Raw genomic sequence first — 25,337 nt, 5'->3', positions numbered from 1 at the left:
TCGGAAAAAGGCTTGTTTTTGTTCATGCTATCACCGCGAAAATGCCTGTCCAACGGCCATGGCGGCTTTTGCTGAGCCAGCGGCGTGATAGTGTCATGTCAGACAATCAATCCAGGAAATCAGCACGACATGAAGACACGGCATTTCGACCGCATCGGCAATGGCGGCCTCGACTTCACCGAGCTTGGCTTCGGCAGCGCGCCGCTCGGCAACCTTTACCGCGCCGTCCCCGACGCGGATGCCAACGCCACGCTGGAGGCGGCGTGGGCGACCGGCTGCCGTTACTACGACACCGCGCCGCTCTATGGCCTGGGCCTTGCCGAAACACGGCTCAATGCCTTCCTGCGCGGCAGGAAGCGCGACGATTATGTGCTGTCGAGCAAGGTCGGTCGCCTGTTGCGCGCCTGCCCGCCGGAGGAACGAACCGGCATCGGCAAGTTCTTCGACACACCGACGCGCAAGGAGGTCTACGACTACAGCTACGACGGCGTCATGCGCTCGTTCGAGGCGTCGCTGGAACGGCTTGGCGTCGACCGCATCGACATCCTTTTCGTCCATGACCTCGACATCTTCACCCATGGCAGCAAGGAGGCGTCAGACCAGCGCATCGAGGAATTCATGGCCTCGGGCTACAACGGACTGGTTGCGCTGCGCGACCAGGGCGTGATCAAGGCCTTCGGCGGCGGCATCAACGAATGGGAGGTTTGCCAGACGCTGGCGGAGCGTGGCGACTTCGACCTGTTCCTGCTGGCCGGGCGCTACACGCTGCTGGAACAGGAAGCGCTTGCCACCTTCCTGCCGCTCTGTGAGCAACGCGGCATCGGCATCGTTCTCGGCGGTCCTTACAATTCCGGCATCCTGGCGACCGGGCCGAAGCCAGGCGCCTATTACAATTACTCCGAGGCGCCAAGGGACATCATGGATCGCGTCGGGCGCATCGAGGCCGTCTGCCAGCGCCATGGCGTCAGGCTGATCGAGGCGGCGCTGCAGTTTCCGCTGCTGCACCCTTCCGTGGTGTCGGTCATCCCCGGCGGCCAGCGGCCGAGTGAAGTCGAAAGCAACCGCGCCCTGCTCGATGCCAAGCTGCCTGCGGCGCTGTGGGCGGACCTCAAGCAGGAAGGCCTGATGCGCGCGGATGCGCCGGTGGGCTGAAGGCTCGCCTCAGCGGGCTGACGGCCTGCCGCCATCGAGGCAAAAGAAAAGCCGGGCGAACCCGGCTTTTCAACATTCTCTGAAAAATTTTTAGTTGACCGCGTCCTTGAGGCCTTTGCCGGCCGAGAACTTCGGCACGGTACGCGCCGGAATCTTCACTTCCGCGCCAGTCTGCGGGTTGCGGCCAGTCGATGCCGCACGCTTGGAGACGGTGAAATTTCCGAAGCCGACGAGCCGTACATCGCCGCCCTTCTTCAGTTCGCCAGTGATGACGGAGAACACCGCCTCAACCGCCGACTGTGCGTCACCCTTCGAAATGCTCGCGGATTCAGCGACAGCGGAAACCAGTTCGTTCTTGTTCATAAAAATTCCCTTCCATGAGAAAACCGGAACTTTCGACTCATCCGGCAGGAGAGGGACTTTAGAAAGAAGCGCTCGCAAACCCAAGTCAAAAAGCCGGAAAAAAGTTGAAAAAAGCCCGGAAATGGTGGGTTTTTCACATGAAAAAGCCGGGCTCAAGGCCCGGCTCTCTCTTTGTGCACTGCAACTTTAGTAGTTTCTAATGTGCAAGCGACTTTCCAGCATCGTCAACGGTATCGGTGGAAGCCGGCGGATTGACTGGCTCGACCCACTCGATTGGCTCCGGCATGCGCGCCAGCGCGTGCCTCAGAACCTCGCCGACACGTGAGACCGGAATGATCTCCATACCGTTCTTCACATTGTCCGGTATCTCCGCCAGATCCTTGGCGTTGTCTTCCGGGATCAGCACCTTCTTGATGCCGCCGCGCAGTGCGGCGAGCAGTTTCTCCTTGAGGCCGCCGATCGGCAAGATGCGGCCGCGAAGCGTTATCTCGCCAGTCATCGCCACATCGGCCCGGACCGGAATACCAGTCATGACAGATACGATGGCCGTCGCCATGGCAGCACCTGCAGACGGACCGTCCTTCGGCGTGGCGCCTTCGGGCAAGTGGACGTGGATGTCACGCTTGTCGAACAGCGGCGGCTCGATGCCGAAATCGATGGCCCGCGAGCGGACATAAGAGGCCGCCGCCGAGATCGATTCCTTCATCACGTCGCGCAGATTGCCGGTCACCGTCATGCGGCCCTTGCCGGGCATCATGACGCCTTCGACCGTCAGCAGCTCGCCGCCGACTTCCGTCCAGGCAAGACCGGTGACGACACCGACCTGATCGTCAGCCTCGACCTGGCCGAAGCGGAAGCGCGGAACACCGAGGTAATCAGCGAGGTTCGCCGCCGTGATGCTCACCGTCTTCTTCTTCGTCTTCAGGATCTCGGTCACCGCCTTGCGCCCGAGCTTCATCAGCTCGCGCTCCAGGCTTCTGACGCCCGCTTCACGGGTGTAGGTCTGGATGATGCCGCGGATCGCGTCTTCGCCGACGGAGAATTCCTTCGGCTGCAGGGCATGGTCGCGGATCACCTTGGGCATCAGGTGACGCTTGGCGATCTCGATCTTCTCGTCCTCGGTGTAGCCGGCGATACGGATGATCTCCATGCGGTCCATCAGGGGCGCAGGGATGTTCAGCGTGTTCGCCGTCGTCACGAACATCACGCTCGACAGGTCGTATTCGACCTCGAGGTAATGGTCCATGAACGTCGAGTTCTGCTCGGGATCGAGCACCTCGAGCAAGGCCGATGACGGATCGCCGCGGAAGTCCTGGCCCATCTTGTCGATCTCGTCGAGCAGGAAGAGCGGGTTGGACTTCTTGGCCTTCTTCATCGACTGGATGACCTTGCCGGGCATCGAACCGATATAGGTGCGGCGGTGGCCACGGATCTCGGCCTCGTCACGCACGCCGCCAAGCGCCATGCGGATAAATTCGCGGCCGGTCGCCTTGGCGATCGATTTGCCGAGCGAGGTCTTGCCGACGCCGGGAGGGCCGACGAGGCACAGGATCGGCCCCTTCAGCTTCTTCTGGCGGCTTTGCACGGCGAGATACTCGACGATGCGGTCCTTGACCTTGTCGAGGCCGAAATGATCGGTGTCGAGCACGTTCTGCGCAAACGCCAGGTCCTGCTTGACCTTGGAGTTCTTGCCCCACGGGATCGACAGGATCCAGTCGAGGTAGTTGCGCACGACGGTCGATTCCGCCGACATCGGCGACATCGTCCGCAGCTTCTTCAACTCGGCTTCCGCCTTTTCGCGGGCCTCCTTGGAGAGCTTGGTCTTCTTGATGCGCGCCTCGATCTCGGCGGCCTCGTCGCGGCCGTCCTCGCCTTCGCCGAGTTCCTTCTGGATCGCCTTCATCTGCTCGTTGAGGTAGTATTCGCGCTGCGTCTTCTCCATCTGGCGCTTGACGCGCGAGCGGATGCGCTTCTCCACCTGCAGGACGGAGATTTCGGCTTCCATGAAGCCCATCGCCTTTTCCAGCCGTTCCTTGACGGACAGCGTGGCCAGCATCTCCTGCTTCTCGGGGATCTTGATGGCGAGGTGCGAAGCAACCGTATCGGCGAGCTTGGAATAGTCGTCGATCTGGCTGGCGGCACCCACCACTTCAGGCGAGATCTTCTTGTTCAGCTTGACGTAGTTTTCGAAGTCGGTGACGACCGAACGGGCGAGCGCCTCGACCTCGACCTCTTCCTCCTCCGGCTCGACCAGCGCCGTGGCGGTAGCTTCGTGGAAGTCCGGACGGTCGGTGAACGAGACGATCTTGGCACGCGAAGCGCCTTCGACCAGCACCTTGACGGTGCCGTCGGGCAGCTTCAGCAATTGCAGCACATTGGCGAGCGTGCCGATGTCGAAGATCGCATCGGGCTCGGGATCGTCATCGGCGGCATTCATCTGGGTGGCAAGCAGGATCTGCTTTTCCTGACCCATAACCTCTTCCAGCGCCTTGATCGACTTTTCACGCCCGACAAAGAGCGGAACGATCATGTGCGGGAACACCACGATGTCGCGCAGTGGGAGGACTGCGAAGACGCCGTCGCTGGGAGCCTTGGATATTTTGGCCATTGTCCAACCTTTCATGTCGCGGCCGCTAATTGAGCCAACCGCGAATCTCATATTAACGACCGGGGATCGTTCCGCCTACCACCGTTTGTGACGGGAGTTTTACAGCACAGAATTCGGCACCACGGCCTTCCGATGTTAGTTGGATGCACGAGGGGCAAAGATCAAGGGTCGACACGTTCGTTCATCCACTCCGTCACAAGGATCGGTACCTCACCACAGCAAAACGGCGCCCCGCGGGCGCCGTTCCATAAAAAGGTTAGGCCAGATGCCAGATCAGGCGCTGACGTTGCCCTTCTTTTCCTTCTGCTCGGAATAGATGTAGAGCGGCCGGGCGCTGCCGGTCACCACTTCTTCCGAAATCACCACTTCGCGCACGCCTTCCAGGGCGGGCAGTTCGAACATGGTGTCGAGCAGGATCGCTTCCATGATCGAGCGGAGGCCACGGGCGCCGGTCTTGCGCTCGATGGCGCGCTTGGCGATCGCCGACAGCGCATTCTCATGGAAGGTCAGGTCGACACTCTCCATCTCGAACAGCCGCTGATACTGCTTGACCAGCGCGTTTTTCGGCTCGGTCAGGATCTGGATCAGCGCCGGCTCGTCGAGGTCTTCCAGCGTCGCCAGGACCGGCAGACGGCCGACAAACTCGGGGATGAGGCCGAACTTCAAGAGATCCTCGGGCTCGACCAGGCGGAACACGTCGCCGGTGCGGCGATCCTCGGGCGAAGCGACGATGGCGCCGAAGCCGATGGAAGTCTTCCTGCCGCGATCCGAGATGATCTTGTCCAGCCCGGCGAAGGCGCCGCCGCAGATGAACAGGATGTTGGCGGTGTCGACCTGCAGGAACTCCTGCTGCGGATGCTTGCGGCCGCCCTGCGGCGGCACGGAGGCGACGGTGCCTTCCATGATCTTCAGAAGCGCCTGCTGCACACCCTCGCCCGACACGTCGCGGGTGATCGATGGGTTGTCGGACTTGCGCGAAATCTTGTCGATTTCATCGATGTAGACGATGCCGCGCTGGGCGCGCTCGACATTGTAGTCGGCCGACTGCAGCAGCTTCAGGATGATGTTTTCGACGTCCTCGCCGACGTAACCGGCTTCGGTCAGCGTCGTCGCGTCGGCCATGGTGAAGGGCACGTCGATGATGCGGGCCAGCGTCTGGGCAAGCAGCGTCTTGCCGCAGCCGGTCGGGCCGATCAGCAGGATGTTGGACTTCGCCAATTCGACGTCGTTGTTCTTGCCGGCATGCGCCAGGCGCTTGTAGTGGTTGTGGACAGCCACCGACAGCACGCGCTTGGCGTAGGGCTGGCCGATGACATAGTCGTCGAGAACCTTCAGGATCTCCTGCGGGGTCGGCACGCCCTCGCGCGACTTCACCATCGAGGTCTTGTTCTCCTCGCGGATGATGTCCATGCACAGCTCCACGCACTCGTCGCAGATGAACACCGTTGGGCCGGCGATCAGCTTGCGCACCTCGTGCTGGCTTTTGCCGCAAAACGAGCAATAAAGCGTGTTCTTCGAATCACCGCTGTTGTTGCCGACTTTGCTCATTTTCCTGTCCTTTCATGGCCGCCCGCCGATGGTCTGGCTGAAAGGGCGCATATTCTATCTATCGCGGGAATTCGCCGCCGCCAGTGTCCCGGCTCCCGCAACGCATTCCGTACGAAACACAAATCAGAAAACGTCGCAATGATTCGCGCCAACCCTGCACAAAGCTAAGCCGTCGAAAATCAACATAGCCTTAACGTAGGCAATCCCATCCACCGAGGGAACAGCCAATTGTGGCCGAAATGCCGCAAATCCCAGCAAAAGCGCGTTATCCAGCCACGCAACTGCCATGCAGCGCTTATGCCGCAGCGCCTTCGACCGGCTCGCGCGACGAAATGACCTTGTCGATGAGGCCGAAATCCTTGGCTTCGTCGGCTGTCATGAAATGGTCGCGGTCAAGCGTCTTTTCAATGTCTTCGTAGCTCTTGCCGGTGTGTTTGACGTAGACCTCGTTGAGGCGGCGCTTCAGCTTGATGATGTCCTGCGCGTGCCGCTCGATGTCGGAGGCCTGACCCTGGAAACCGCCGGAAGGCTGGTGAACCATGATACGGGCGTTCGGCGTGGCAAAACGCATGTCCTTGTGGCCGGCGGTCAGAAGCAGCGAGCCCATCGACGCCGCCTGGCCGATGCACAGCGTCGACACCGCCGGCTTGATGAACTGCATGGTGTCGTAGATCGCCATGCCCGAGGTCACCACGCCGCCCGGCGAGTTGATGTAGAGATTGATCTCTTTCTTCGGGTTCTCGGCCTCGAGGAACAAAAGCTGTGCACAAACCAGCGTCGCCATACCGTCTTCGACCGGGCCGGTGATGAAAATGATGCGCTCTTTCAGCAGGCGCGAGAAAATGTCGTAGGCCCGCTCGCCGCGATTGGTCTGCTCGACCACCATCGGAACGAGGTTCATGTAGGTTTCGACGGGGTTCTTCATGGACTACCCTTTTTGGAGATGGGGATTCCGGCGCCGGAACATCGGGCAGAATCGGTTCTTGATGGTTAGAATGTAAATAGGATGCCGGCTCACCCTAGCGCAAGGCCGCCTGCTCCTAGCCATCTGGTTAAGTCGAATCAAGGTTTCCGCGCAAGGGAAAGTCCGAACGCGGCCAGCGGCGTTTTTGCGGTGTAGCAATTCCTTAACCGCGTCGCTTAACGAAATGCGGCGAAACCGCTTTCCCCCGGAGAACCTTCCCCTACAATTCAACATTGAACCTCACGTTTCGGGTTCAAACAGGGGGAGTGCCATGATCAGGAAAACTGCTTGCCTCGCCATCTCCGGCCTTGCCGGTCTCGGCATGGTGTCCGATGCGGTTGCCGGCGGCCGGGCCGCCGAATGCTATGAGCCGGTGCACAGGCCGGCGCTCTATGACACCGTCTATGAAGACGTCATGGTCAGTCCCGGCGGGCAGTTGGTCGACTATGATCCGCCGATCTATGGCACCATGGAGCGCGTCGAGCAGATCGCGCCGCCCCGAGTCACCTATGACATCGTACCGGCGAGAACCCGCACCGTTTACCGCACGGTCCAGGTCGACGATGGCGGCTATGCCTGGGAATGGCGCGTCATCCACGGCCGCAAGGTGCTGTGCAAGGTGTGGCGCAAGGCCCGCTACGCGCGTGTGGCCGAAACGGTGGTGGTTGAACCGGAGCGCACCCGCCGGGTTGTGCTGCCGGCCGAATATGAGAGCGTCGCCCATGAAGTGCTGGTGCGGCCCGAGCGGCGGCACGTCACCCAGATAGCGCCGTCATACCAGAGGATGGCGCGCCGGGTGGTGGTGCAGGAAGGCTCGACCAGCTGGCGCCGCGTGCATATTGCCAGGCATTGCGAGGATTAGACTTCGGTACTTCGCCGAGGTCCGCCTCGGTTGGCTCAATCCATAGGGCCGTCGGGTGCCAACATCCGGTCTGGCACCAAGCCGGCAAGCCGCGGTAATGGTCTGGCATGACCACATCCATGCCGCCCTACCTCGCCTTTGATCCAGCCACGCGCCGCCTGCGGCTCGACCCGCACGAACCGGCGTTTTTCCAGAACCCTTACGACGCCTATGCCGTCCTGCATGGCGCATCGAATGCCTTCTTCTGGGAGGAATTCGGCTCCTGGTGCTTTGGCGGCTTCGACGACGTCAACCGGCTGTTGCGCGACCGCCGCTTCGGCCGCCAGAACCCGGCCGGCATTCCCGACAGCCGCGGCATCGGCGAGGATCGCTCGCATTTGGCCGCTTTCGACGGCATCGAGAGCAATTCGATGCTGGAGCTGGAGCCGCCGGTGCACACCAGGCTCAGAACCCTGGTCAACCGCGCCTTCGTCTCGCGCCAGGTCGAGCGGCTGCGGCCGCGCGTGGAGGCGCTGGCCAATGAGCTGATCGACCGTTTCGAACCGCGCCACGTCGATCTATTGCCCAGCTTCGCCGCACCTTTGCCGATCACCATCATTGCCGAAATGCTCGGTGTGCCGGTCGAAATGGGGCCGCAACTGCTCGACTGGTCGCACCGGATGGTGGCCATGTACATGCATGGCCGGACGCGCGAGACCGAGCAAGCGGCCAATCGCGCCGCGCGCGATTTTTCCGACTTTTTGCGCGGCTATGTCGCCGAGCGGCGCAAGAAGCCTGGCGACGACCTGCTATCGCTGCTGATCGTGGCGCAAGAGGATGGCCAGAAGCTGTCGGAAAACGAGTTGGTCTCGTCCGCCATCCTGTTGCTCAATGCCGGCCACGAGGCGACCGTCCATCAAACCGGCAACGCCGTGCGCACGTTGCTGGCGCAAGGCGGCGACCCCGGCCGTTTCTTCACCTCGCCGGAAGCAACCGCTGCAACGGTCGAGGAGTGCCTGCGCTTCGACGCGCCGCTGCACATGTTCACCCGCTACGCCTATCAGGAGGTCGAGGTGACATCGGGGGTTGTCGTACAACCGGGCGAGACGATCGGCCTGCTGCTCGGCATGGCCAATCATGATCCGCTTGCCTTTGCCGAACCTGGCGCCTTCCGGCCCGGCCGACTAGACCAGAAGAATGTCTCGTTCGGCGCCGGTATCCATTTCTGCATCGGTGCGCCGCTGGCGCGGCTGGAGTTGCAGGTGTCGCTGAAAACCCTGTTCGAGCGGCAGCCGCAACTCCATCTTGCGGAGCAGCCGCGCTTCCGCGACACCTATCATTTCCATGGGCTGGAAAAGCTCACTGTGAGCTTGTGAGGACGGCGGAGCCGACGCATGCCCGAGAAAATGAGATTCGCCTTTCTACAGGAACCACCCCTTCTGCTTTATCGACGGATCGGGACGTCTGGGCGGCAGCGATGCCCAACTGGCCAAGAGGGTCTGCCTGACGCTCGGGCTGGAACTTTTGCCCATCGAGACCGAGTTTGCCGAGCTGCTGCCTGGGCTTGCCGAAGGGGTGGGACATGACCACCGGCCTGTTCATTTCCGAAGACCGCCGGAAGCTGGTCGACTTCACAAGGCCGATCTGGATGCTGGCGGATGGATTGCTGGTCGCGAAAGACAATCCCCGCGCCTTTGATGGCTATCGGTCCGTCGCCAATGATCGGACGGCGCTGATCGGCGTCATATCGGGCCAGATCCAGCACCGGACGGCCCTGCAAAACGCTATTCAGCCCGAACGGCTAAGGATATTTGCCACCCAGGCCGAAGCAGCTAACGCCGTCGCGGCCGGCGTGGTGCATGCCTATGCGAGTGTAGCGCTCGCGCATCGCGGCTATCTGAGCCGGCGACCCGACGCGCCTCTCGACGTCGTCGACGTCCCGGCAGTCGAAAAACAGCCAGCGCCCGGCGCTTTCGCTCTCGCCAAAGGCAGTGCCACCCTGCTCCAGCGCGTCGACTTATGCCTCAGTGATTTGCTTGGCAGTCCCTGGCACAGGGAGATGATGAGCGGATACGGCTTTTCCGACACTGACATCGATCGGCTTTTGTGAAGTCCAAGCGCACCGCGAGATCAGAGCTTGACCACATACTCCTTGCGGGTCGTTTCAAGCACTTCCCAGCTGCCCCTGAAGCCTGGCCTGAGCACGAAGCTGTCGCCGGCCCGGACCGTGCGCGCCTCGCCGCCATCCTCGGCAACCACCGAGACGCCGGACAGGATGTGGCAGAACTCCCATTCGTCATATTCGATGCGCCATTTGCCCGGCGTCGCTTCCCAGATGCCGGCATAGAGGCGGCCATCGCGCTCCTCGACATTCCAGGTGCGGAACTTCGGATCGCCCGCAATCAGACGATCCGGCGCCGGGGCGCCATGTTCGGCGTCGACGCTGTCGGTCGATATTGCCAAGTAATGCGCGGACAGGGTTTGCCTCCAACAGATTAGTGACTAGTGAGTAGTGCAGAGTAGTGACTAGTGAGTAGTGAGTAGTGAGTAGTGAGCGGAAAGCGCTCCCTCGAGCGGGTGGCTGATCACTAATCACTGCTAACTAGTGAATACCGACTACTACTCACTACTCACTACTCACTACTCACTACTCACTAAAAAAATTCAAACCTTGGTCAAAGCCTGTTCCAGATCGGCGACGATGTCGTTGACATCCTCGATGCCGACGGAAAGCCGGACCGTGTCCGGTCCGGCACCCGCCTTGACCTTCTGCTCGTCGGAAAGCTGGCGATGCGTGGTCGAGGCCGGATGGATGACCAGCGACTTGGTATCGCCGACATTGGCGAGGTGCGAGAACAGTTCGAGCGCCTCGACGAACTTGATGCCTGCGTCGTAGCCGCCCTTCAGGCCGAAGGTGAAGACAGCACCGGCGCCTTGCGGCGAGTATTTCTTCTGCAGCGCGTTGTTCTTGTCGCTGGGCAGGCCGGGATAGTTGACCCAGGCGACCTTGGGGTGGTTGGACAGCCAGCCGGCTACGGTGATCGCATTGTCGCAATGGCGCTGCATCCTGAGTGGCAAGGTCTCCAGCCCGGTCAGGATCAGGAAGGCATTGAACGGCGAAATCGCCGGGCCGATGTCACGCAGGCCAAGCACGCGCGCGGCGATGGCGAAAGCGAAATTGCCGAAGGTTTCGTGCAGGACAAGGCCGCCATATTCGGGGCGCGGCTCCGACAGCATCGGATATTTGCCGGATTTCGACCAGTCGAACGTGCCGCCATCGACGATGGCGCCGCCGATCGAATTGCCGTGGCCGCCGATGAACTTGGTCAGCGAATGGACGACGATGTCGGCGCCATGCTCGATCGGCCGCACCAGATAGGGCGAGGCCAGCGTGTTGTCGACGATGAGCGGCAAGCCGTGCTTGCGGGCGATGTCGCCGATTTTCTCTATGTCGACGAAGGTGCCGCCGGGATTGGCCAGGCTCTCGATGAAGATCGCCTTGGTCTTGTCGTCTATCTGGCTTTCGAAGGTGGAGACGTCGTTGGTGTCGGCCCAACGCACCTCCCAGCCGAAATTCTTGAAGGCATGGCCGAACTGATTGATCGAACCACCGTAAAGCCTTGTGGCGGCGACGAAATTATCGCCAGGCCGCATGAGATTGTGGAACACGATCACCTGTGCGGCATGGCCGGAAGCAACGGCAAGTGCAGCCGTGCCGCCTTCGAGCGCCGCGATCCGCTCTTCCAGCACCGCCTGGGTCGGGTTCATGATGCGGGTGTAGATGTTGCCGAAGGCCTTCAGCCCGAACAGCGAGGCGGCATGGTCGGCATCGTCGAACACAAAGGAGGTCGTCTGGTAGATCGGCGTGGCGCGTGCGCCCGTCGCCGGGTCGGGCTTGGCGCCGGCATGGACGGCGAGCGTGTTGAAACCGGGCGTGCGGGTCATCGAAAACCTCCCTGAGCGGTAAACGTGTGAATGATGAAATGGTCAATGGTGAGCGATGAATGGTGGTCGCAAAGTCGGCCAGTCCCACCTTGATTGCAAGCCGCTCATATGCGGCTTTACCCGGCTTCCAGGAAAATCCTTCTATTCACCATTCACCATTCACTGCCTTACTTCTGGCGCACACCGAAACTCTGGAATCCCGACCGCATCAGCGGCTTCTTCGACGAAAGCACACCGGAGTTGACGCCGGTCCAGCCGATCTCGCCCGACAGCTTGCCATATTCGATCTTCGGGCAGCGGTTCATCACCACCTTGATACCGGCCGCCTCGGCACGCGCGGCCGCCTCGTCATCGCGCACGCCAAGCTGCATCCAGACGACTTTCGGCAAGGGGTCGAGCTTCAGCACCTCATCGACAATGCCGGGCACCGCTGCGGAGGCGCGAAAGATGTCGACCATGTCGACTGGTTCAGGCAGATCGGCAAGGCTGGCATAGGTCATGCGGCCGAGGATTTCCTTGCCGGCCTGCCCCGGATTGATCGGAAACACCGAAAAGCCCTTGGCCAGCAGGTATTTCAGCACGAAAAAGCTCGGCCTGACATCGTTGGCCGACGCGCCGACCATGGCGATGGTCTTCACAGAATTGAGGATGCCGCCGATATAGGCATTGTCGTAGCTATCGTGATTCACTCGTCGGTCTCCCTCAGTGCTTCCTCCATAAAGGACTGCGGGTCCGTGCAGAAGTCGCGCATCATGCGAAAATGATCGGTATCGGTGAAATCTGTGGGGTCGAGGCCGAAGCGGCTGATGCGGAACAGCCGCGCGCCCGGACAGGCCATCAGCAGCGGCGAGTGCGTCGCCATGATCACTTGAGCCGTGCCGGACCGGTCCATGCGCCGCAGCATCTTCAGCAGCTCGATCTGCCGCGATGGCGACAGCGCGCTTTCGGGCTCGTCGAGGATGTAGATACCTTGCCGGCGGCAGCGCTCCTCGAAGAAGCGGATGAACCCTTCACCATGCGACCAGGACAGGAAATCCGGCGGCGCCCCGCCAGATTCCAGCGCCGCCTGATCGAGATAGCGGGCAACCGAGTAAAAAGATTCGGCGCGGAAGAACCAACCCGCTGTGACCTTCGGCAGCCAGTGGCCGCGCAACGTGTCGGCAAGCGCTGCACCACTCTCGTCGATGGCGCCGGAGTGGTCGACGGGCATGTAGCCCTTGCCGCCGCCGGCTTCGTCGTAACCGGCCAGCGCGCCGATCGCTTCCAGCAGCGTCGATTTGCCGGTGCCGTTTTCGCCGACAATGATGGTGATCGGCGTGGTGAATTCGAGCTCGAATTCGCGGCCGCGGAACAGAGGCAGGTTCCAGGGATACTTGTCCCAATCTTCCACGCGCTCGGGGTCAATCAGGATGCGTTTGAGATAAGGCGCCTTAAGCCGGGTCAGTTGCTTGCGATAGCCCATGCGGACGCTCAGTCCGGCAGCGAGATGGTGCCGTCATCCGCGATCGGGAAGGCCGGATTGTGTGCGACTTCCCAGACATGGCCGTCGGCATCGGCGAAATATCCATACCAGCCGCCCCAGAAGGCGCGGCCTGCCGGCTTGACGATCCTGCCGCCGGCCTTCTCGGCGGCCGCCAGCACGTCGTCGACTTCGGCATCGGAGCGGGTGTTGTAGGCGAGGTAGACCGCCGACGGTGCTGCGGCGAAGGCAATGCCTGAATCCTCCTCGGCGCTTGGCCTCGGGAACAGGCCGAGAATGGCGCCGCCCATCTGGAAGAAGGCGACGCCATCGGTGATGCCGGCGTGGCGCTTCAAGCCCATGCCTTCGTAAAAGCGCACGGCGCGCTCGAGATCGTCGGTGGCGATGGTGATGATGGAGATGCGCGGTTCCATGGATCGAAAACCTATTCGTCCGTCCATTCCGGTTTGCGCTTGCCGATGAAGGCGCCGATGCCTTCCTCGGCGTCGCGGGCCAGCATGTTCTCGACCATGACGCGGCCGGTATAGGCATACGCGTCCGCCAACCCCATCTCGGCCTGCGCGTAAAAGGCTTCCTTGCCGGTCTTGACCACCAGAGATGATTTGGAGGCAATGGTTTGCGCGTATTTGGTGACGATCTGATTCAGGTATTCGCGCGGCACGACGCGGTTGACCAGGCCGAATTCCTTGGCGGTTGCGGCATCGATGGTCTCGCCGGTGAGCAGCATTTCCATGGCGTGCTTGTGAGACACGTTGCGTGACAGCGCCACCATCGGCGTCGAACAAAACAGGCCGATATTGACGCCCGGCGTGCAGAAGGTCGCTTCATGCGAGGCAATGGCGAGGTCGCAACTGCAAACCAGTTGCAGCCCCGCAGCGGTGGCTAGGCCATCGACTTCGGCGATGATCGGGAGCGGATGGCGCACGATCTGCTGCATCAACGCCGCGCAAGCCGAAAATGTCTGCTCGAAAAACCCCTTGCCCTTGTCGGCGTCGGCGCGGCGCGCGGTCATTTCCTTGAGATCGTGACCGGCGCAGAAGACTTTCCCGGCGGCCGCCAAGACGATGACGCGGACCGATTTGTTGGCCTTGGCACGGTCGAGCTCGGCGCTCAATGCCGCCATGACGGAAAGCGACAAGGCATTGGCGGGCGGATTGGCGAGCGTCAGGCGCAGCACGCCCTTGTCCAGCCCGGCGATGACCGGCCCGTCTATGGCAACAGGTTTGATCGAAAGGATTTCGGCCATGACAAGGGTCTCCGCGATTCCGCCGGGCGCCGCCAGACTATCTAATATCGGATCGAGTTTCATCAACACCCATCGCTTGCGCCAGAGGTGTTGCCAGAAGCGCATCATTGCGTTCATACAGGCCCGGCATAGAACGAGAGACCGACATGCCCGCCCAGGACAATCTCAAGCCGGTGCTGACGGCGGCTGAAGTCAATGCGCTGATGGCCAGCGTCTACCCCCAGCTCAACGACGAGTTCACGTCGTATGAGGCGCTCGATGTGTTTCCCGGCGGCTGCACGGTGCGGCTCAACGCCAGCGAACGGCATTTGCGTCCCGGCGGCACGGTGTCCGGGCCCTCGCTGTTCACGCTGGCCGACATTGGCGGCTATGTCTGCGTGCTCAGCCATGCCGGGCCGGATGCGCTTTCGGTTACCGTCAACCTCAACATCAATTTTGTCCGCAAGGCCGAAGCCGGGCCGATCGACGGCCATTGCCGCATCCTGAAGCTGGGCAAGAGCCTGATGGTGTTCGATATCGACATCGTCGCCGGACCGAAGGGACACACGGTAGCGCATGCGACCGGCACCTATTCGATCCCGCCGAAGCGCGCCGCCGATGTGGTAAAATAATACCTTTTGATCAAACCTTTGTTTTTATTACACTTTACGAGCAGACGTGCTTTTCCCGCGCCTTGACGTGCACCACCCCCTCGCCTATAAGCCGTCACGAAGCAGCGGCCCGCAAAGGCCGCCGTTTTGTTATTGGCGGCGGGCAAGTGCCTTGTCGCCAATCCAAGCAACAAGAAACGCCTTCTTCGGAAGGTCAAAATCGAAAGCAGAAAATCCATGGCAACCTTTTCGCAGAAGCCTGCGGATGTGGTGAAGAAGTGGGTGCTGATCGACGCCGAGGGTCTCGTCGTCGGCCGTCTCGCCACTGTCATCGCCAATCATCTTCGCGGCAAGCACAAGCCCACCTTCACCCCGCATGTCGACGACGGCGATAACGTCATTGTCATCAATGCCGACAAGGTGGTGTTCACCGGCAAGAAGTTCACCGACAAGGTCTATTACTGGCACACCGGTCACCCCGGCGGCATCAAGGAGCGCACCGCGCGCCAGCTGCTCGAGGGCCGTTTCCCCGAGCGTGTCGTCGAGAAGGCCGTCGAACGCATGATCCCGCGCGGGCCGCTCGGCCGTCGTCAGATGAAGAACCTCCGCGTCTATGCAGGCACGGAACATCCGCATGTCGCCCAGCAGCCCGTCACCCTCGACGTCGGCGCGCTGAACGCCAAGAACAAGAAGGTTGCATAAGATGGCTGAGCTTTCCTCGCTCGCAGAATTGGGCGCCGCCACCGGCAACACCAACACCCAGCCGGCAGCACCCGTCCATGTCCAGAAGCTCGACAAGTCGGGCCGCGCCTATGCCACCGGCAAGCGCAAGAACGCCATCGCCCGCGTCTGGGTGAAGCCGGGTTCGGGCAAGATCGTCGTCAACGACAAGGAATTCGCGACCTATTTCGCGCGTCCGGTCCTGCAGATGATCCTCAACCAGCCGATCATCGCTTCCAACCGCGCCGGCCAGTACGACATCGTCGCCACCGTCATCGGCGGCGGCCTGTCCGGCCAGGCCGGTGCCGTTCGTCACGGCATCTCCAAGGCGCTGACCTACTATGAGCCGGCACTGCGCGCCGTGCTCAAGAAGGGCGGCTTCCTGACCCGCGACAGCCGCGTCGTCGAGCGCAAGAAGTACGGCAAGGCGAAGGCCCGTCGTTCCTTCCAGTTCTCGAAGCGCTAAGCGCTGCGACGTTCCAGACATCGAAAGGCCGCCTCCGGGCGGCCTTTTCTTTTGGGTCTCGGCAGTCACCCCACCCGGCGCTTCGCGCCGACCTCCCCATCGAGGGGAGGTAGGAGGTCGCGGCAGTTTTGCCGCCCGGACAATCCACGATGGTCCAGCGGCTAGCAAACCAGTTCGACCATAAAAACGCGGCACCCTACCTCCCCTCGATGGCATAGGCGCTAAGATAGCTTTGGCATGGACTGAAACTTGCGCTTTCGTGGTGGTTCGCGCCAGCGATATCGCAAGGCATGGAGTTTTNCATAGGCGCTAAGATAGCTTTGGCATGGACTGAAACTTGCGCTTTCGTGGTGGTTCGCGCCAGCGATATCGCAAGGCATGGAGTTTTTGGCGCAGGGCCGCCAAGGAAGGTTGAGGAAAGATGGTCGCGATCAGAGAGGCGACGATCTGGCGGGTTGCGCGCCACAGCAGCGGGCGCCCGTCGCTCAAGGGGGAGAGACACCCAACTCCTGCGAGAGGGGTTCGGTCACAAGCGCGATGAGGAAGTGTGCAAGNTTGGCGGGAGGAGAGCGCAGCCCGATCAGGCTCTTCAGGCGCTTGAAGGCGAGTTCGATGCGCCAGCGCATGCGGTAGAGCTTGAGGACCGTATCGGCGGGAAACTCCTCCCGGTCAAGCGAGGTCACAAGCAGGACGAAGCCGGCCGCAATCAGCGTCTGCGGTTGAACCTTGTTGCCCTTGGCCCTGGCTTCCTTGTTGATTTTGCGCCGCGCTTCTTGTGCCGCGGCCTCGGATTTGCGCAAGGCGATCAGGCGCATCTTCACAGGCTCGCCCTTCTTGAGTGCCAGCCGGGCAGGCGTTTCGCAGACTTCCTCCCGGCAGNGACGTGTGCTCTTCCGATCTGCGGCCTCGGATTTGCGCAAGGCGATCAGGCGCATCTTCACAGGCTCGCCCTTCTTGAGTGCCAGCCGGGCAGGCGTTTCGCAGACTTCCTCCCGGCAGCTCTCCAGGTAGCCGATGAGATCGAACGCCCTGCCGTTGGCGTCGAGCCATCGCGCGTTTTTCCACGACGCGCGCACAACAACATCGCCGCCTTGCGCCATCACCTTGGCGATCCGCTCGGCCTGCAGATAGGCGCGGTCACCGATGCGGATCTCGCCCGGCACCACCGGCACGCGGTCGATCAACTCGGCCTCGCTCTGATCGGTGATCTCGATGAAGTCGAACTGCTCGCGCTCAAGCTCGAAGGCGCAGTGCATGCGCCAAAGACCATTGTTCTTCTTCTCATACGCACCGGCCTTGGCAACCGCTGTCGCATCGAGGATGCGAACCAGTCGGCCTTTGGCCAAACCTGCATCCTNCATACGCACCGGCCTTGGCAACCGCTGTCGCATCGAGGATGCGAACCAGTCGGCCTTTGGCCAAACCTGCATCCTCGCGCTTCAAAAGGTGCCCAATCAACTGCTGCAGCCATGGTCCTGCATTGCGCAGCCGGCCAAGCAACGCCACGTCCGAAATGTCGGCNCTGCGATCAACTCTTCGCCGCCCAGAAGCTCAATCGTCTCGGCCCAGCCGTCATCAACAAGCGATTCGTGTGTCATCGCAGCGTAGAATCACACCCGATTCCGCAAGGCAATACCTATCTTAGCGCCTATGCCCACAAGGGGGAGGGTAAGTGCGTCTAGCCCGCAGCCCGTGCCGGCTCATCCTGCTGGAACGCTGCCAGTGCAGCCTTCAGCCCGTCAGGTCCCTCAGCAATCGTCTGCGCCATCGGCGAAAACCCGGCCCCGAGCATCTTGCGGCCCAGCATATGGTCGCCCGGCCTGTTGACGGATTCGATGCCGAGCAGCCGGCTTCCAGCATAGTGGTAGATCGAGAACTTGTTCTCAGCGAGGTCGCCCAGCACGACATGGCTGTCGCCGCCCGAGGTCAGCCCGACCATCTGCAGTTTCATGTCGCCGATGTCAGACCAGAACCACGGCACCGCCGCATAGGCGTCCGTATGGCCGGTGATCGTGCGTGCGGCAAGCCGCGCCTGGTCGGTGGCGTTCTGCACCGATTCCAGCCGCACGTCGCCGCCGGTCGACCAGTGGCGGTAGGAAGCGGCGTCGCCGATGGCCAGAATATCAGGCACTGAGGTGCGCATCTGTTGGTCGACGCGGATGCCATTGGCGACAGTCAGTCCGGCAGCCTGCGCAAGTTCGACATTCGGCACGGCGCCGATGCCGACGATGACCATGCGCGCGGGCAGCCTTTCGCCGGTGGAGGTGATGGCGGCGCAGACATGGCGGTTTTCCCCTTCCAGCCTGGCAATGGTGGTGCCGGTGAGGATACGCACGCCGATCGCCTCCAGCCGTTGGCGGACATGGCTCGCCACCACCGGCGCCACGGCGCGGCCAAGCAGCCGGTCGACAGCCTCGACCAGGGTGACGTTGCGGCCGGCGGCCCTCAGCGTTGCCGCGATCTCCAGCCCGATGAAGCCGCCGCCGAGGATGACCACGTCTTCGCTTTGGGCGCTGAGCGCGCGGATCAGCCGCGCATCGGCGATCGAGCGCAGCGACAGCACGCCCGAGAGGTCGGCGCCCGGCAGCGGCAGAAGCCGCGGCCGCGAACCGGTGGCCAGGATGAGCCGGTCGAACGGCAGCACGCCGCCGCCCGCTATGTCCAGCTTGCGGCCTGCCGTATCGATGCTGTCGATTCGGACGCCCGGCCTGAAGTCGATGGCGCTGCCGGTGTAAAAGGCCTCGCCGCGCAAGGGTTGCGGCTTGGCATCGGCGTCCTTGATGAAGGTCTTCGACAGCGGCGGCTTGTGATAGGGCAGATCGGTTTCGTCGCCGATCAGTATGACAGGCCCGTCATAGCCTTCCTCGCGCAGGCTGGCGGCCGCTTGCACGCCCGCATGACCCGCACCGACAATGACGACCCCGTTCTTCATCGCAACCCGAATTCCTGTTTCAAATCTGGAGCATGATGCCGAAAAGTGTGAAGCGGTTTTCGGACGACATCATGCTTTGATTGTGAGCCGTTCCGCCAGATGGCGATTGTCTGCCGCCGTCGCAAGAGCCCCGGTCCGGGTCGCACCCGGAACGGTCGCTTGTCAATCGCGGCATCTCTCACCTTGGCTGCTGGCTACGATTTAAAGTTGATAGTGCTAGTTTAGAATAATTCTAAACTGTTGTTTCAATTGAATTTTCTAGGGTTCACCAGTTGACTTCCGGCCTCGCCATCGTTTTATGGAGGCTCGCGCGTCAGCGCATCCCTTTGATGTTTGGGCCTTGAACCCGTTCGATTGGAGGCATTTGGTGTCTTTCTCCCGTGAGCCGCAGAGCGGCGCGGCATCTGTGGTGTCCAACGGCATGCCTATGTCCCGGCACCGTTTGGCACGCGCGCCTTTTACCGAATCCCCTTTGAACTGGAGACTGATGATGACAGCGCGATATGGCGGCAGACTGGCTGCGATCGGTGCCACGGCTATGTTGACGGCGGCGGTTTTCATCCTGCCGGCCAAGGCGGCGGAGATCGATGCCAAGGCGGTCATCAAGACCTATTCCGACATCGCGCTGGCCAAGTACGAGGATTCGCTGACCACGGCGCAGGCGCTCGACAAGGCTGTCGACGCGCTGCTTGCCAACCCGTCGGCGGACACGCTGAATGCCGCCCGCGATGCCTGGAAGGCGTCGCGCGTGCCCTACCAGCAGACCGAGGTCTACCGCTTCGGCAACAAGATCGTCGACGACTGGGAAGGCAAGGTGAACTCCTGGCCGCTCGACGAAGGCCTGATCGACTACGTCGCCAAGAGCTACGGCACCGAGTCCGACGCCAACGCGCTCTACACCGCCAATGTCATCGCTAACAAGGACATCGAGATCGACGGCAAGAAGGTCGACGCCTCGAAGCTTTCGCCGGAGTTCCTCGCCGGCACGCTGCAGGAGGCCGGCGGCATCGAGGCCAATGTCGCCACCGGTTATCACGCCATCGAATTCCTGCTCTGGGGCCAGGATTTGCACGGCACCGGCCCGGGCGCCGGCGAGCGTCCGTACACCGACTACGACCTCAAGAACTGCACCGGCGGCAATTGCGATCGCCGGGCCGAGTATCTGAAGTCGGCCAGCGATCTTCTGGTCTCCGACCTGCAGGAGATGGTCGGCAACTGGAAGGAAGACGGCGCCGCCCGCAAGAACCTCGTCGATGGCCAGCCGAACACCGCTATCTCGGTGATCTTCACCGGCATGGGCTCGCTGTCCTACGGCGAACTGGCCGGGGAGCGCATGAAACTCGGCCTGCTGCTGCACGATCCCGAAGAGGAGCACGACTGCTTCTCGGATAATACCTACAACTCGCATCTCTATGACGCCATCGGCATCCGCGCCGCCTATCTCGCCAGCTACACGCGCATCGACGGCACCGTCGTTTCAGGCCCGTCGGTGCACGATATGGTCAAGGCGGCCGATCCGGCGATCGACAAGGAACTGTCCGACAAGCTCGATGTCTCGGTCGCCAAGATGGAGGCGATCAAGGCGCGGGAAGTGGCCGGCGAGGCCTACGACCAGCAGATCGCCGAGGGCAACACCGAAGGCAATGCTACCGTGCAGGCGGCAATCGACGCGCTGGTCGACCAGACCAAGTCGATCGAACGCGCCGTCGGCGCGCTGAAGCTGAACAACATAGCCTTCGAGGGGTCCGACAGCCTCGACGCACCGGACAAGGTGTTCAAGTAGCACCCCAACCAACTACCAGCCAAACGGCGCGGAGGGGCGCCGTCAGCCAGAGCCAATCCATGCTGATCTGCCATTGCAACATCATCACCGAAAAGGAGATTGAGCAGACGATCGTCGATCTGCTGGATCAGGACCCCTGGCAACTGATCGTGCCGGCGAAGGTCTATCACACGATGCAAAAGCGCGGTCGCTGTTGCGGCTGCTTCCCAAATGTGGTCGAAACGATCATTCGGGTCACCGAAAATTACCACACCCGTTCGGAGGCGAGCGGCGTGGACATCGTTTCACACCTGGATCGCGTCAGAGGCCTGCGCGTCCAATATGGGAGCAGAATCCATGAAAGGCGAACCGCAGATCATCGAGCGGCTTAACGAGGCTCTGTTCCTGGAGCTTGGCGCCGTCAATCAATACTGGGTGCATTTCCGCCTGCTCGAAGATTGGGGATATGCCAAGCTGGCAAAGAAGGAACGCGCCGAATCGATCGAGGAGATGCACCATGCCGACCGGCTGGTGGCCCGTATCATCTTCCTCGAAGGGCATCCCAATTTGCAGTCCGTGGCGCCGTTGCGCATCGGCCAGAACGTCAAGGAAGTGCTCGAATCCGATCTCGCCGGCGAATATGACGCACGCACCGCCTACAAGCGTTCGCGCGAGATCTGCAACGAAGCCGGCGACTACGTGACGATGAAGCTGTTCGAGGAATTGCTGGCGGATGAGGAAGGTCACATCGACTTCCTCGAGACGCAGCTCGACCTCCTTGCCTCGATCGGCGAGGAAAAATACGGCCAGCTCAACGCCGCATCGGCGGACGAGGCGGAATAGGACCATGCAGGAATGCGGCGCCCCATAGATATTCTGCGCCGCTTGCGGCGGGCCGCCGGCCCGCTGCTCCTCAAAAACCCGCGATATCAGGCCTTTCGCGGGCTTTCGGTTGTAACCCTGGCGGCAATTTTGGCCCCGGCCCTGGCCGGATCGTCGGAACCGGTCGGCCTCGCCACGAGCCGCACCGACCTGACGCCGAAGGACCAGGCCCGCGTCCTTGCAGTTACCAGGCCAACCCAGGATTTCTCCAAGCCCGAATCCTTCGAAACGATGCAAGGCGGCGCCGGCACGTCGCGCAAGCAGGTCGACCGCGACGCCTTCTCGCAACCCTCTGAAAACATTACCTTCGAGGAACAGGGCAATTTCAAGCTCGGCAATGCGCTTTTCCGCAAGAACTGGGTGTCGTCGCCATCCTCGACCCAGGCCTCGGACGGTCTCGGACCCCTGTTCAACGAGCGCGCCTGCCAGAATTGCCATTTGAAGGATGGCCGCGGCCGCCCGCCGGCGGCCGACAGCCGCACCACGTCGATGTTCCTGCGGCTAGCGCGCGATGCGAGCACGGCCGAGGAAAAGACCGAGATCGCCGCGCACAAGGTGCTGAACTTCCCCGATCCGGTCTACGGCGCGCAGTTGCAGGAACTGGCGGTGCCCGGCCTCAAGGGCGAAGGCCGCATGTATGTCGATTATCGCGAGGAAAAGGTCACGCTCGGCGACGGTAGCATCGTTTCGCTGCGCAAGCCGAGCTATTCGGTCGACGGGCTTGGCTACGGCCCGCTTGACCCGCGCACCACGCTGTCGCCGCGCCTGACGCCGCCAATGATCGGCCTTGGCCTGATCGAGCAGATCGCGCCGGCCGACCTCCTTGCCCATGCCGATCCCGACGACCGCGACGGCATTTCCGGCAAGCCCAACATGGTGCGTGACCTCAGCAGTGGGCAACTGACGCTTGGCCGCTTCGGTTGGAAGGCCCAGACCGCGTCGATCCGCCAGCAGGCGGCGGACGCCTTTGCCGGCGACATCGGCATTTCGACGCCGGAAGAGCCCAGTCACTGGGGCGATTGCACCGCAGCCGAAGAGGCCTGTTTGGCCATGCCCAATGGCGTGCAGAAGCGGCTCGGCCCGGTCGAGGCGCCACCACCGGTGATGGACCTCGTCACCTTCTATTCGCAGAACCTTGCGGTGCCGGCGCGGCGCGATGTCGGCGCACCCGCCGTGCTCGCCGGCAAGAAGCTGTTCTACGAGATGGGCTGCATTGCCTGTCATACGCCGAAATTCGTCACCATGCGCGGGAACAAGGCGCAGGCGTTCCAACTGATCTGGCCCTATTCCGACTTTCTGCTGCACGACATGGGGCCTGGCCTTGCCGACGGCCAGGCGGTGGGCGATGCCACGGGCAGTGAATGGCGCACCCCGCCGCTATGGGGCATCGGCCTGACAAAGACCGTCAACGGCAACGCTTTCTTCCTGCATGACGGGCGTGCGCGCACGCTTGCCGAAGCGATCCTGTGGCATGGTGGCGAGGGGCAGAAAGCGCGCGATCGCTTCGCCGACGCCAATACGGCCGACCGCGATGCTCTCATCAAATTCCTGGAGTCATTCTGATGCTCAAGCGGGTTTTGCCTGTTCTACTCCTCCCATTGGCTCTGTTCGGTGCGTCCCCGGCATCGGCCTCGGTGAAAGCCTCCGACGTGATCCAAAGAGCGATCGACGGCTTTGTCCGCCCCGCCTATGCCAGCCTGCATGGCCATGCCGGCACCTTGGCGAAGGCCATGGACGCGCTCTGCCAGGCGCCGTCGCAGGGTAACCTCGATGCCGCGCATGCCGGATTCTCGGCCACGGTCGCAGCCTGGTCGTCGGCTGAAATCATCGGCTTCGGGCCAATCAAGGAGAACAACCGGCTGGAGCGCATGCTCTACTGGCCGGACCGAAAGAGCATCGGCCTGAAGCAGGTGCAGGCGGCGCTGGCCGGCAAGGATCCGACCGCCACCGATCCGGCGCAGCTGGCGGGCAAGAGTGTCGCGATGCAGGGATTAGGGGCGCTTGAGTTCGTGCTTTACGGCGACGGCGCCGAGACGCTCGTCGGCAAGGACGAGCCCTATCGCTGCGCCTATGGCGCGGCGATCGCCAAGAATATCGAGACCATGGCGGCCGATGTCGACGCCGCCTGGAAAAAACCGGACGGTTTTGCAGGCCTGTGGGCCAATCCCGGACCCGACAATGCGCTTTACCGCGACGGCACTGAAGCGGTGACCGAATTGGTCGGCGTGTTCATCAATGAACTCGAAATGGTGCGCGACGTGCGCCTCAAAGGTTTTCTCGGCGCCAAACCGCAGGGTGACAAGCCGAGGCAAGCGATCTACTGGCGCTCGCAAAACACCGGCCTTTCATTAGCCGGCAACCTCTCCGGCATTGATGCGCTGTTCCAGGCCTCGAAGCTCGGCGACGCGCTGCCCGAGGATAGCAGATGGATGGCGGAATCCATCCATATCCAGCTCATCAATGGCGTTGCCACTGCCAAATCCATCCAGGGTCGGATCGACAAGACGCTCGCCGATCCCGCGGAGCGCGGAAAACTCGAACATTTCGCGCTGATCACCTCCAGCCTGTCGGGCTTGATCGGCACCCGGCTAACCGCCGAGTTCGGCCTGACCGCCGGCTTTTCGTCACTGGACGGGGACTGACCAATGGTTGCGACACGCACGCCGCTGATGGACCGCCGCGATTTTCTCAGAGCTGCCGGCGCCGGCTTCGTCGCGTCAATGGCGCCGCGGGCCTGGGCGGACACGCTTGCCGCCGATGCCGTCTTTGCCACCGCCTTCGTCAAGCGCGACGGCAGCTTTGGCGCCGCTGTGTTGTCGGAAGCCGGAAAAGTATTGCATGCGATCGACCTGCCCGACCGTGGCCACGACGTCACCTTCGATCCGGTCTCGAAGCGCTCCGTGGTCTTCGCCCGGCAACCCGGCACCTTCGCCGTGGTCTTCGACCATGCCGGCCGCGAGCCGCCGCTGACCATCGTCAGCATCACCGGTCGGCATTTCTTCGGCCACGGTGTGTTTTCCACCGACGGCGCGCTGCTTTACGTCACCGAAAACAATTTCGACAATGCCGCCGGCGTCGTCGGGATCTACGACGCACGGGCCAAGTTCAGCCGCATCGGCGAGTTTCCGACCTATGGCATGGGGCCGCATGAGCTCTTGCTGCTCGGAGACGGCCGGACGATCGCCATCGCCAATGGCGGCATCGAGACCCATCCCGACTATGGCCGCGCCGAGCTCAACATCGCCACCATGAAGCCGTCCTATGTGCTGGTCGATCGCACAACCGGCGATCTCATCGAAAAGCACGAACTGCCGCCGGCTCTGCACCAGCTGTCGATTCGCCACATGGATGCCGACCCCACAGGCACCATCTGGTTCGGCTGCCAGTACCGCGGGCCGGGCACCGAGCGGCCACCGCTGGTCGGCCGCGCCACGCGCGGCAAGGGGCTGCAGCTGCTCGACATGCCGCAGGACGTGCTATCCGGCTTCCGGAATTACATCGGCTCGGTCGCCGCCAACCCGATTGCCGGCACGGTCGCGGTGTCTTCGCCGGAAGGCAATTCGCTGGCCGTCATCGACGCCGCCAGCGGCAAGATCGTCGCCACCAAGGCGCTGGTCGAGGTCTGCGGCCTGGCGCCCGACGGCCCGGGCTTCATGGCAACCACGGGTGCCGGCGAAATCATCGAAGGCAGCGGCGCGACGCGCTCCGAGCCCGACTATGTCTGGGACAACCACATGCTGCGCATCGCGCCGGCGGCGTAAGCCGTCCGGCCTGCACCGAAGCGAAGCCGCTTAACAATTTACGCGCTGGCTCTTGCGGCGGCGCGCCGTGGCGGGCA

At 62.2% G+C, this 25,337-nt stretch carries 25 protein-coding genes; 13 read left to right on the top strand and 12 right to left on the bottom strand.

The window, feature by feature from the left end; all coding sequences use genetic code 11:
- Nucleotides 1-129: 129 nt before the first annotated feature.
- Nucleotides 130-1,152 (top strand): aldo/keto reductase, encoded by a 1,023-nt coding sequence (locus X757_RS145470; RefSeq protein ID WP_023669424.1) that lies wholly within the window; start codon nt 130-132, stop codon nt 1,150-1,152.
- Nucleotides 1,153-1,242: 90 nt separating this feature from the next.
- On the opposite strand, the gene X757_RS145475 is transcribed toward X757_RS145470, so the two are convergent.
- The 4 genes from X757_RS145475 to clpP all read right to left on the bottom strand — a co-directional run bounded on the left by X757_RS145475 (nt 1,243) and on the right by clpP (nt 6,596).
- Complete coding sequence (locus X757_RS145475) at nt 1,243-1,515, bottom strand: HU family DNA-binding protein (protein ID WP_023669423.1); 273 nt, start codon at nt 1,513-1,515, stop codon at nt 1,243-1,245.
- A 196-nt stretch (nt 1,516-1,711) separates the two neighbouring features.
- Nucleotides 1,712-4,123, bottom strand: coding sequence for an endopeptidase La (gene lon, locus X757_RS145480; protein WP_023726873.1), 2,412 nt, complete (start codon nt 4,121-4,123; stop codon nt 1,712-1,714).
- A gap of 273 nt (nt 4,124-4,396) precedes the next feature.
- Nucleotides 4,397-5,671 (bottom strand): ATP-dependent Clp protease ATP-binding subunit ClpX, encoded by a 1,275-nt coding sequence (gene clpX, locus X757_RS145485; RefSeq protein WP_023682305.1) that lies wholly within the window; start codon nt 5,669-5,671, stop codon nt 4,397-4,399.
- Nucleotides 5,672-5,966: 295 nt separating this feature from the next.
- Nucleotides 5,967-6,596 carry an ATP-dependent Clp endopeptidase proteolytic subunit ClpP gene (clpP, locus tag X757_RS145490; RefSeq protein ID WP_023682306.1) on the bottom strand — a complete coding sequence of 210 codons (630 nt, stop codon included), beginning with the start codon at nt 6,594-6,596 and terminating at the stop codon, nt 5,967-5,969.
- A gap of 310 nt (nt 6,597-6,906) precedes the next feature.
- On the opposite strand from clpP, the gene X757_RS145495 reads away from it, so the two are divergent.
- From X757_RS145495 to X757_RS01000000164980, 3 genes are all read left to right on the top strand, one after another.
- Nucleotides 6,907-7,497 carry a hypothetical protein gene (locus tag X757_RS145495; protein ID WP_023689466.1) on the top strand — a complete coding sequence of 197 codons (591 nt, stop codon included), beginning with the start codon at nt 6,907-6,909 and terminating at the stop codon, nt 7,495-7,497.
- Between the two features lie 107 nt (nt 7,498-7,604).
- Entirely contained in the window at nt 7,605-8,852 is a 1,248-nt protein-coding gene (locus X757_RS145500) for a cytochrome P450 (RefSeq protein WP_023700520.1), read from the top strand.
- Between the two features lie 206 nt (nt 8,853-9,058).
- Nucleotides 9,059-9,586, top strand: coding sequence for a transporter substrate-binding domain-containing protein (locus tag X757_RS01000000164980; protein ID WP_280790547.1), 528 nt, complete (start codon nt 9,059-9,061; stop codon nt 9,584-9,586).
- Between the two features lie 20 nt (nt 9,587-9,606).
- On the opposite strand, the gene X757_RS145505 is transcribed toward X757_RS01000000164980, so the two are convergent.
- The 6 genes from X757_RS145505 to X757_RS145530 form a co-directional block, all read right to left on the bottom strand.
- Nucleotides 9,607-9,939 (bottom strand): cupin domain-containing protein, encoded by a 333-nt coding sequence (locus X757_RS145505; RefSeq protein WP_373420123.1) that lies wholly within the window; start codon nt 9,937-9,939, stop codon nt 9,607-9,609.
- Nucleotides 9,940-10,140: 201 nt separating this feature from the next.
- The gene (locus X757_RS145510) at nt 10,141-11,421 is read right to left on the bottom strand and encodes an O-acetylhomoserine aminocarboxypropyltransferase (protein WP_023693295.1); all 1,281 of its coding nucleotides are present in this window, start codon (nt 11,419-11,421) and stop codon (nt 10,141-10,143) included.
- A 167-nt stretch (nt 11,422-11,588) separates the two neighbouring features.
- Complete coding sequence (locus X757_RS145515) at nt 11,589-12,110, bottom strand: CoA-binding protein (protein ID WP_023669414.1); 522 nt, start codon at nt 12,108-12,110, stop codon at nt 11,589-11,591.
- Nucleotides 12,107-12,883, bottom strand: coding sequence for an AAA family ATPase (locus X757_RS145520; RefSeq protein WP_023693294.1), 777 nt, complete (start codon nt 12,881-12,883; stop codon nt 12,107-12,109). Before X757_RS145520 ends, X757_RS145515 begins: the two co-directional genes overlap by 4 nt.
- An 8-nt stretch (nt 12,884-12,891) precedes the next feature.
- A complete protein-coding gene (locus X757_RS145525; protein WP_023689472.1) occupies nt 12,892-13,314 on the bottom strand; it encodes a VOC family protein in 423 nt (140 codons plus the stop codon).
- 11 nt (nt 13,315-13,325) lie between these two features.
- Nucleotides 13,326-14,147, bottom strand: coding sequence for an enoyl-CoA hydratase (locus tag X757_RS145530; protein ID WP_023689473.1), 822 nt, complete (start codon nt 14,145-14,147; stop codon nt 13,326-13,328).
- A gap of 146 nt (nt 14,148-14,293) precedes the next feature.
- On the opposite strand from X757_RS145530, the gene X757_RS145535 reads away from it, so the two are divergent.
- The 3 genes from X757_RS145535 to rpsI all read left to right on the top strand — a co-directional run bounded on the left by X757_RS145535 (nt 14,294) and on the right by rpsI (nt 15,923).
- Nucleotides 14,294-14,758 carry a PaaI family thioesterase gene (locus X757_RS145535; RefSeq protein WP_023693292.1) on the top strand — a complete coding sequence of 155 codons (465 nt, stop codon included), beginning with the start codon at nt 14,294-14,296 and terminating at the stop codon, nt 14,756-14,758.
- A 216-nt stretch (nt 14,759-14,974) separates the two neighbouring features.
- Nucleotides 14,975-15,439: a 50S ribosomal protein L13 gene (rplM, locus tag X757_RS145540; protein WP_023669409.1), complete on the top strand. Its 465-nt coding sequence runs from the start codon at nt 14,975-14,977 to the stop codon at nt 15,437-15,439.
- A 1-nt stretch (nt 15,440) separates the two neighbouring features.
- Nucleotides 15,441-15,923 carry a 30S ribosomal protein S9 gene (gene rpsI / locus X757_RS145545; protein ID WP_023669408.1) on the top strand — a complete coding sequence of 161 codons (483 nt, stop codon included), beginning with the start codon at nt 15,441-15,443 and terminating at the stop codon, nt 15,921-15,923.
- A gap of 485 nt (nt 15,924-16,408) precedes the next feature.
- Here rpsI and X757_RS145550 read toward each other — a convergent pair whose 3' ends face one another.
- Nucleotides 16,409-17,269, bottom strand: coding sequence for a transposase (locus X757_RS145550; protein ID WP_156933450.1), 861 nt, complete (start codon nt 17,267-17,269; stop codon nt 16,409-16,411).
- A 332-nt stretch (nt 17,270-17,601) separates the two neighbouring features.
- Nucleotides 17,602-18,855, bottom strand: a complete 1,254-nt coding sequence (locus X757_RS145555; RefSeq protein WP_023696740.1) for an NAD(P)/FAD-dependent oxidoreductase — start codon at nt 18,853-18,855, stop codon at nt 17,602-17,604.
- Nucleotides 18,856-19,345: 490 nt separating this feature from the next.
- Between X757_RS145555 and X757_RS145560 the strand changes: the two genes are divergently transcribed.
- Genes X757_RS145560 through X757_RS145585 form a run of 6 tightly spaced genes read left to right on the top strand, consistent with a single transcriptional unit; the run spans nt 19,346 to nt 25,260 of the window.
- Nucleotides 19,346-20,638 carry an imelysin family protein gene (locus X757_RS145560; protein WP_023669535.1) on the top strand — a complete coding sequence of 431 codons (1,293 nt, stop codon included), beginning with the start codon at nt 19,346-19,348 and terminating at the stop codon, nt 20,636-20,638.
- A gap of 59 nt (nt 20,639-20,697) precedes the next feature.
- Nucleotides 20,698-21,009, top strand: coding sequence for a (2Fe-2S)-binding protein (locus X757_RS145565; RefSeq protein WP_023669536.1), 312 nt, complete (start codon nt 20,698-20,700; stop codon nt 21,007-21,009).
- The gene (bfr, locus tag X757_RS145570; protein WP_023669537.1) at nt 20,975-21,460 is read left to right on the top strand and encodes a bacterioferritin; all 486 of its coding nucleotides are present in this window, start codon (nt 20,975-20,977) and stop codon (nt 21,458-21,460) included. The genes X757_RS145565 and bfr overlap by 35 nt, the downstream gene beginning before the upstream one ends.
- 12 nt (nt 21,461-21,472) lie before the next feature.
- Entirely contained in the window at nt 21,473-23,062 is a 1,590-nt protein-coding gene (locus X757_RS145575; protein ID WP_023726871.1) for a di-heme oxidoredictase family protein, read from the top strand.
- Entirely contained in the window at nt 23,062-24,141 is a 1,080-nt protein-coding gene (locus X757_RS145580; RefSeq protein WP_023682016.1) for an imelysin family protein, read from the top strand. Before X757_RS145575 ends, X757_RS145580 begins: the two co-directional genes overlap by 1 nt.
- A gap of 3 nt (nt 24,142-24,144) precedes the next feature.
- Nucleotides 24,145-25,260 carry a DUF1513 domain-containing protein gene (locus X757_RS145585; RefSeq protein ID WP_023726870.1) on the top strand — a complete coding sequence of 372 codons (1,116 nt, stop codon included), beginning with the start codon at nt 24,145-24,147 and terminating at the stop codon, nt 25,258-25,260.
- Nucleotides 25,261-25,337 lie beyond the last annotated feature (77 nt).

Origin of the sequence: Mesorhizobium sp. LSHC412B00 (assembly GCF_000503035.1) — a bacterium.
Taxonomy (GTDB): Bacteria; Pseudomonadota; Alphaproteobacteria; order Rhizobiales; family Rhizobiaceae; genus Mesorhizobium.
Note: the sequence above shows the minus strand (reverse complement) of the source record. Positions and strands in the feature narration are given on the sequence as shown.

Bases quoted from the DNA above. Each gene is read 5' to 3' on its own strand.
- X757_RS145530 (WP_023689473.1), bottom strand. From the start codon at position 14,147: ATGGCCGAAATCCTTTCGATCAAACCTGTTGCCATAGACGGGCCGGTC.
- lon (WP_023726873.1), bottom strand. From the start codon at position 4,123: ATGGCCAAAATATCCAAGGCTCCCAGCGACGGCGTCTTCGCAGTCCTC.
- X757_RS145575 (WP_023726871.1), top strand. From the start codon at position 21,473: ATGCGGCGCCCCATAGATATTCTGCGCCGCTTGCGGCGGGCCGCCGGC.
- X757_RS145560 (WP_023669535.1), top strand. From the start codon at position 19,346: ATGACAGCGCGATATGGCGGCAGACTGGCTGCGATCGGTGCCACGGCT.
- X757_RS145475 (WP_023669423.1), bottom strand. From the start codon at position 1,515: ATGAACAAGAACGAACTGGTTTCCGCTGTCGCTGAATCCGCGAGCATT.
- bfr (WP_023669537.1), top strand. From the start codon at position 20,975: ATGAAAGGCGAACCGCAGATCATCGAGCGGCTTAACGAGGCTCTGTTC.
- X757_RS145500 (WP_023700520.1), top strand. From the start codon at position 7,605: ATGACCACATCCATGCCGCCCTACCTCGCCTTTGATCCAGCCACGCGC.
- clpX (WP_023682305.1), bottom strand. From the start codon at position 5,671: ATGAGCAAAGTCGGCAACAACAGCGGTGATTCGAAGAACACGCTTTAT.
- X757_RS145535 (WP_023693292.1), top strand. From the start codon at position 14,294: ATGCCCGCCCAGGACAATCTCAAGCCGGTGCTGACGGCGGCTGAAGTC.
- clpP (WP_023682306.1), bottom strand. From the start codon at position 6,596: ATGAAGAACCCCGTCGAAACCTACATGAACCTCGTTCCGATGGTGGTC.
- X757_RS145585 (WP_023726870.1), top strand. From the start codon at position 24,145: ATGGTTGCGACACGCACGCCGCTGATGGACCGCCGCGATTTTCTCAGA.
- X757_RS145565 (WP_023669536.1), top strand. From the start codon at position 20,698: ATGCTGATCTGCCATTGCAACATCATCACCGAAAAGGAGATTGAGCAG.
- X757_RS145495 (WP_023689466.1), top strand. From the start codon at position 6,907: ATGATCAGGAAAACTGCTTGCCTCGCCATCTCCGGCCTTGCCGGTCTC.
- X757_RS145520 (WP_023693294.1), bottom strand. From the start codon at position 12,883: ATGGGCTATCGCAAGCAACTGACCCGGCTTAAGGCGCCTTATCTCAAA.
- X757_RS145580 (WP_023682016.1), top strand. From the start codon at position 23,062: ATGCTCAAGCGGGTTTTGCCTGTTCTACTCCTCCCATTGGCTCTGTTC.
- X757_RS145510 (WP_023693295.1), bottom strand. From the start codon at position 11,421: ATGACCCGCACGCCCGGTTTCAACACGCTCGCCGTCCATGCCGGCGCC.
- X757_RS145555 (WP_023696740.1), bottom strand. From the start codon at position 18,855: ATGAAGAACGGGGTCGTCATTGTCGGTGCGGGTCATGCGGGCGTGCAA.
- rplM (WP_023669409.1), top strand. From the start codon at position 14,975: ATGGCAACCTTTTCGCAGAAGCCTGCGGATGTGGTGAAGAAGTGGGTG.
- X757_RS145525 (WP_023689472.1), bottom strand. From the start codon at position 13,314: ATGGAACCGCGCATCTCCATCATCACCATCGCCACCGACGATCTCGAG.
- rpsI (WP_023669408.1), top strand. From the start codon at position 15,441: ATGGCTGAGCTTTCCTCGCTCGCAGAATTGGGCGCCGCCACCGGCAAC.
- X757_RS145470 (WP_023669424.1), top strand. From the start codon at position 130: ATGAAGACACGGCATTTCGACCGCATCGGCAATGGCGGCCTCGACTTC.
- X757_RS01000000164980 (WP_280790547.1), top strand. From the start codon at position 9,059: ATGACCACCGGCCTGTTCATTTCCGAAGACCGCCGGAAGCTGGTCGAC.